We start from the raw sequence: 6593 nt of genomic DNA, 5'->3' as shown, positions 1-6593 counted from the left end.
CGCTGCCATCGGGTCCGCCACGCTCGATCAGCGCCACGCGGGCGCCGGCGCGCACGAGCTGCCAGGCGGATAACCGCCCGGCCAGGCCGGCACCGAGGATGGCGACATCGAAGGACTGTACTGCTGTCATGAGATTGTTTGCCGGCGGCATGAGAAAGGTATGTGCCGTCCGGCCTCCGGTTGGGTGAATACCGCCGCGCCGCGTGGGGGCGCCGCGCGCGGGACTCAGGTGCTACGGGTACTGCGGATACTGCCGGGCGCGGCCACAAGGGCCGCACCCGTCTGCACGTCGGCGCAGATAGCGGCTTACGAGTAGATCTTCGAGCCCGTCTTCACGAACTCGATCGACTTCTCCTGCATTCCGCGTTCGGCTTCCGGCAACGATGCCGCGTAGTCGCGCACTTCCTGCGTGATCTTCATCGAGCAGAACTTCGGGCCGCACATCGAGCAGAAGTGGGCGATCTTGGCGCCTTCGGCCGGCAGCGTGGCGTCGTGGAACGAACGCGCGCGCTCGGGATCGAGACCGAGGTTGAACTGGTCTTCCCAGCGGAACTCGAAGCGCGCCTTGGACAGCGCGTTGTCGCGGAGCTGCGCGCCGGGCCAGCCCTTGGCCAGATCGGCGGCGTGCGCGGCAATCTTGTACGTGATGATGCCCTCGCGCACGTCTTCCTTGTCCGGCAGGCCCAGATGCTCCTTCGGCGTGACGTAGCACAGCATCGCGGTGCCCATCCAGCCGATGTTGGCGGCGCCAATGCCGCTGGTGATGTGGTCATAGCCCGGCGCGATGTCGGTGACCAGCGGTCCCAGCGTGTAGAACGGCGCTTCGTAGCAGTGCTTGAGCTCTTCGTCCATGTTGGCCTGGATGCGCTGCAGCGGCACGTGGCCCGGGCCTTCGATCATCACCTGCACGTCGTGCTCCCACGCCTTGGCGGTCAGTTCGCCAAGCGTGCGCAGTTCGCCGAACTGGGCGTCATCGTTCGAATCGGCGATACAGCCCGGACGCAGACCATCACCCAGGCTGAACGACACGTCGTACGCCTTCATGATTTCGCAGATCTCGTCGAAGTGCGTGTACAGGAAGTTTTCCTTGTGGTGCGCCAGACACCACTTGGCCATGATCGAACCACCGCGCGAGACGATGCCGGTCACGCGGTCGGCCGTCATCGGCACGTAGCGCAGCAGCACGCCGGCGTGGATCGTGAAGTAGTCCACGCCCTGCTCCGCCTGCTCGATCAGCGTGTCGCGGAACATTTCCCAGGTCAGGTCCTCGGCGATACCGCCGGTCTTGTCCAGCGCCTGGTAGATGGGCACCGTGCCGATAGGCACCGGCGAGTTGCGCAGGATCCACTCGCGCGTTTCGTGGATGTGCTTGCCGGTGGACAGATCCATGATGGTGTCGGCGCCCCAGCGGATCGACCACACCATCTTTTCCACTTCCTCGGCCAGCGACGACGTCACCGCCGAATTGCCCAGGTTGCCGTTGATCTTGACGCGGAAGTTGCGGCCGATCGCCATCGGCTCCAGTTCCGTGTGGTTGATGTTGGCCGGGATGATGGCGCGGCCGGCAGCCACTTCGCGGCGTACGAACTCCGGCGTCATATCTTCCGGACGCAGCGGCAGAGCGGCGCCCAGGGCGTTGCCCGGATGCTGTCGCAGCAGCGCCTTGTACTCGGGCTTGTCGTAGAGCGCCTGCAGGTTCAGCGATTCGCGCAGCGCCACGTATTCCATTTCGGGCGTGATGATGCCCTTGCGTGCGTAGTGCATCTGCGACACGTTCGCGCCGGCCTTGGCGCGGCGCGGGTTCGTCAGTTGCGCGAAGCGCAGGTGTGCCGTGGCAGGGTCATTGGCGCGTGCCAGGCCATACTCCGACGACAGGCCAGTCAGCACCTCGGTGTCGTTGCGCTCTTCGATCCACTTGGCGCGGACGGGCGGCAGGCCGGCCTTCAGGTCGATATGCACGTCCGGATCGCTGTACGGGCCCGAGGTGTCGTAGACGGGAATCGGCGGGTTCGCCATCTCGCCCTTCTCGGTGCGCGTGGCGGTCTGCAGGATCGTGCGCAGCGGCACGCGGATGTCCGGCCGGCTGCCGGTGATATAGGTCTTGCTGGAAGCCGGATAGGCGAATTTCTGGTCGAGATCGCTTTCGAGCGATTCAAACGAAGCAGCGGGGGCAGTACGGGCCATGGGTATCGTCCTCTCTCATGCGGGGATGGACGAAACCAGGAGCCCTGTGAGGTCCGTCGCGCGGCATGGCCAGCGGCGGTGTCCCGTTTGTGCGGATCAAAGTGGAAATCCGCGGGACTAGAGCAATTCGGTTCTATTTGAAACTTCCCACGCCGGTACTAGCCGGATCGGGTTCGAAGGGACTCTCTCAGCCGCCCGGCCCATCCGAACGGCACCCCTGTTTCATCCAACGGGGTGAATTTAAGCACAAGCCCCTGCCTGACGCCAGCCAAAGATCGGTTGCATCTGTCATGCGTCACAGTATCGGAATCGACATGTTGCGGTGCACGATAACGGCGGATGCAGGCAGGCTGACGGGTCTTGTGGCGGGATTCGGCAGTGTTGCGCGCGCCGTTGTTGCCGTACCATGAACCGCATCAGGCCGCCCCCTCGATCGAATTCCGCACGCAGGAGATGCCATGGACGCCACATCCTTTCCCGATGCCGGCAGTGCGCAAACCCATACGGTGTTCAACCAGGTGCCCGATCTGGCGCACTACAACCTGTTCGAGTCGGACCCCTGCCTGCGTGCCGCGCTGGATCGCCTGGGCGGCGCGTGGCACGCCGATACGCTCGCCGCATTCGGCGCGCGGCTGGGCGATCCGGAGGTGCAGGCATGGGCCGCGGACGCCAACCGATTCATCCCCGAGCTGCATACGCACAGCCGCACTGGCGAGCGGATCGACCAGGTGGAATTCCACCCATCGTGGCACAACCTGCTGACGCTGCTGCGCAGCCAGCAACTCCAGGCCCTGCCCTTCGCCCAGCCACGCCCCGGCGTCTGGGCCGCGCGCACGGTGGGCTACTTCCTGCAGGCCCAGGTTGAATCCGGCTCGCTGTGTCCCACCACGATGACGCTCGCAAGTATTCCGGTCCTGCGCAAGGAACCCGCGTTGTTCCGCGATCTCGAACCGCGCCTCTACGCTACCGAACACGATGCGCGCGACCTGCCGTGGCGCGACAAGACCGCCGTGATGATCGGCATGGGCATGACCGAGAAACAGGGTGGCTCTGACGTGCGCGCCAACACCACGGTGGCGCTGCCCGTGCGCGGCGACGGCCGGGGCGCCGAATACGCGCTGACGGGCCACAAGTGGTTTTTCTCGGCGCCGATGTGCGACGCGCATCTGGTGGTCGCCCGCATGGGCGCGGCCGACGGGCCACTATCGTGCTTCTTCGTGCCACGCTTCCGCGACGACGGCAGCAAGAATCCAGTCCAGATCCAGCGGCTCAAGGACAAGCTCGGCAACCGCTCCAACTCGAGCAGCGAAGTCGAGTTCCGCGGCACCACCGGCATCCTGATCGGCGAGGAAGGCCGGGGCATCCCCACGATCATCGAGATGGCCACCAACACGCGGCTCGACTGCGTGATCGGCAGCGCGGCGCTGCTGCGGGCCGGTCTGGTGCAGGCGCTCCACCATGCGCGGCACCGCATGGCGTTCGGCAGGCTGCTGGCGGACCAGCCGCTGATGCGCAACGTGCTGGCCGACCTGACGCTCGAATCCGAGGCCGCCACACTGATGATGATGGCGCTGGCTCATGCCTTCGAACATGCCGACGACGATCCGCTGGCCGCCGCCTGGAAGCGCGTGATGACCCCGGCGGCCAAATTCTGGATCTGCAAGCGCGCGCTGGAGGCCACCGGCGAGACGATGGAGGTCTGGGGCGGCAACGGCTACGTGGAGGACGGCCCGATGGCGCGGCTGTATCGCGAAGCGCCGGTCAACTCGATCTGGGAAGGCTCGGGCAACATCATGTGCCTGGATGTCCTGCGCGCGCTCCAGCGCGATCCTGGCGATGGCGCGCGCATCCTGCAGGATCTGGCGCGGCTGTCGAATGGTGACGCCGCCGTGCGCGCGGAGCTGGCGTCGCTGCAGGCGATGCTGCGAGAGCCCGCTGAACAGCTCGAAACCAGCGCGCGACGTTTTGCGCAAGGACTGGTGCTGACGGCACAGGCGGCGCTGATGATCGCGCACGGCAATGCCGAATCGGCGGCGCTATTCGTTGCAAGCCGGCTTGGCCGCCAGCACGGCCGCGTGTTCGGCACGCTCGACGCCGACTCCAGCACGCTGGCACGCATCGCGGCACGCGCCTGGCCCGCCTGAGGCCACCGAAAAGCAACGACAGTCCGTGCGGAGAGATCGCACGAAAGTTGATGTGCCGCAATTCACTCATCTTCATGGGGAAGCGTGCACTCCGTAAACGTTGAGGTGACGGGCAGTCGGCCCGCTGCGAAATCCAAGTCACCCAACGGACGACGCATGCCTTGCGGCGTGCGTCGAATAGCCCCATGACTATCAGCAAACGTCTGTTACTTACGCTCTCCATTGCACTGCTCGCGCTGCTCTTTGTCGGCATCGGCGGCATCTGGCAAATGAACGAATCGGAGAAACGCCTCGAGTACTTCAACGACAACACGCTAGGCAGCGTGCATGACCTGAATACCGTCGCCGAATCGGTCGCCGCAATGCGTATCGAGTTGTATCGCCACGGCCTCAGCGAGGATGCCAAGGGTCTGGCCGAGATCGAGCAACAATTCGACGAAGCCAGCAAGCGCTTTGACAGGATGATCGACAAGTACGCGCACGATAACGTCTCGGACGAGACGGACCGCACAATGCTTGCGGCCGATCGCGCCGCGGTCAAACACTATCGCGACCAGATCCCGGCTTTCTTCGAGCGCTCCCGTACCGGCGACTATGCCGGCGCGAAGCAGATGCTGACGGCCGGCGAACTGTTCAAGGCCTCCCTGGCGCTGCGTAAGGCGGTGGCCGAGCACCTCGAGTACAACACCAAGCAGGGCGGGATCGCCGTGGACAACAACAAGGCCCAACATGCACGGTCTGTCAGCATTTCCCTGAGCGTGATCGTCATTACCCTCGCCCTCACGGCGATCATGGCGCTGATGCTGTTCCGGCGGATCCGAGGCAGCCTGGCGCAGATCCAGGGCTCGCTCGAGTACGTCAGCCGAACACTCGACCTCGATCATCGTGCCGTCGTGGACAGGCTCGACGAAATCGGCCTGACCGCGCAATCCTTCAACACGCTGATCGAGCGCGTGGCGAATATGTTGCGCGACGTACGTCGATCGACCGATTCGGTCGGTGTCGCGGCCGCGCAGATTGCCGCCGGGAACACCGACCTGTCCTCACGCACGGAACAACAGGCGGCCTCGCTCGAGGAGACCGCCTCGAGCATGGAGCAATTGAGCACGACTGTCCGCCAGAACGCCGACAACGCCCAGCAGGCATCGTCGCTGGCCAGCAACGCCGCGCAGGTGGCCGATGAAGGCAACCAGGCGGTCAACCAGATGGTGGAGACGATGGGCGCGATCAGCACCAGTTCCGGGCGCATCGCCGAGATCACGAACATGATCGAAGGCATTGCGTTCCAGACCAACATCCTCGCGCTCAATGCCGCCGTGGAGGCAGCGCGCGCCGGAGAACAGGGCCGCGGTTTCGCCGTGGTGGCGGGCGAAGTGCGCAGCCTGGCGCAACGGTCTTCCAGCGCTGCCAAGGAAATCAAGGATCTGATCGAAGCCTCGGCGGAAACCGTGCGTGCCGGCTCCGAGCAGGCGCATGACGTGGGCAGTACGATGACCGAAATCCAGCAAGCCGTGAAACGTGTATCGGACATCATCACGGAGATCTCGGCGGCCTCGCAGGAGCAAAGCACTGGCATCGAGCAGGTGGGACACGCAGTGGGCCAGATGGACCAGGTTACGCAGCAGAACGCGGCGCTGGTCGAAGAAGCCGCCGCCGCCGCGCAGTCGCTGGACGAGCAAGCCAGCAAGCTGCGCGAGATGGTAGGCCAGTTCAGGATGAGCGTCTGAGTACGCCGTCTGCAGTCGTCACCCGGCACGCCGCCAACGCGGCGGCGTGCGTCAATCGGCCGCCACGGTTTCGAGAATCCGCAACGTCACATGCGGCGCGTAGCGAATCAGGTCGTGGGCGCGCTCGCCGATCATGATTGCCGGCGCGTTTGTGTCACCGCCGATCAGCGTCGGCATGATCGAAGCATCCACCACCCGCAGGCCCTCGATGCCGCGCACGCGCAGTTGAGGGTCCACTACCGCCAGCGGGTCCATGCCCATGCGACAGGTGCCTACCGGCTGACAGGCCGATTGCGCGTGCGCGCGAATCCAGGCCCGTGCGGCTTCGTCATTGCCGCCGTCGTCACGCAGTTGGCTCAGCCGCAGATCCTGCCCGCCGAATGCCGCAAGCGGCGCCTGCGCCAGGATACGCCGCGCGATACGCAACCCGTCGAGCAGGGCATCCATGTCCTGCGGATCCGACAGATAATGCGGATCGATCAGCGGCGCCTTGCGCGGGTCCGGCGACGCCAGCCGCACCGCGCCACGGCTGCGCGGG

At 65.3% G+C, this 6593-nt stretch carries 5 protein-coding genes and 1 riboswitch; of the genes, 2 read left to right on the top strand and 3 right to left on the bottom strand.

Annotated elements, in window-relative coordinates; genetic code table 11:
- Both D769_RS32605 and thiC read right to left on the bottom strand, forming a co-directional pair.
- On the bottom strand, window positions 1–130 hold a 130-nt coding region (locus D769_RS32605; protein WP_193750029.1), incomplete at its 3' end, for an FAD-dependent oxidoreductase.
- A 176-nt stretch (window positions 131–306) separates the two neighbouring features.
- A complete protein-coding gene (gene thiC / locus D769_RS04870) occupies window positions 307–2190 on the bottom strand; it encodes a phosphomethylpyrimidine synthase ThiC (RefSeq protein WP_175582377.1) in 1884 nt (627 codons plus the stop codon).
- A 121-nt stretch (window positions 2191–2311) separates the two neighbouring features.
- Window positions 2312–2413: riboswitch (TPP riboswitch) on the bottom strand.
- Between the two features lie 229 nt (window positions 2414–2642).
- Between thiC and D769_RS04865 the strand changes: the two genes are divergently transcribed.
- Window positions 2643–4328, top strand: coding sequence for an acyl-CoA dehydrogenase family protein (locus D769_RS04865; protein WP_008642627.1), 1686 nt, complete (start codon window positions 2643–2645; stop codon window positions 4326–4328).
- 185 nt (window positions 4329–4513) lie between these two features.
- On the top strand, window positions 4514–6055 hold the full coding sequence (locus D769_RS04860) for a methyl-accepting chemotaxis protein (RefSeq protein WP_008642626.1): 1542 nt from the start codon (window positions 4514–4516) through the stop codon (window positions 6053–6055).
- Window positions 6056–6106: 51 nt separating this feature from the next.
- On the opposite strand, the gene D769_RS04855 is transcribed toward D769_RS04860, so the two are convergent.
- The coding region (locus D769_RS04855; protein ID WP_008642624.1) for a GMC oxidoreductase at window positions 6107–6593 on the bottom strand (487 nt) is incomplete at its 5' end.

This window comes from Cupriavidus sp. HMR-1 (assembly GCF_000319775.1).
In the GTDB taxonomy this organism is placed as follows: domain Bacteria; phylum Pseudomonadota; class Gammaproteobacteria; order Burkholderiales; family Burkholderiaceae; genus Cupriavidus; species Cupriavidus metallidurans.
This window is presented reverse-complemented; position numbering and strand designations above follow the sequence as displayed.

Excerpts from the sequence above, each read along its gene's own strand:
- D769_RS04865 (WP_008642627.1), top strand. The coding sequence starts at position 2,643 with ATGGACGCCACATCCTTTCCCGATGCCGGCAGTGCGCAAACCCATACG.
- D769_RS04860 (WP_008642626.1), top strand. The coding sequence starts at position 4,514 with ATGACTATCAGCAAACGTCTGTTACTTACGCTCTCCATTGCACTGCTC.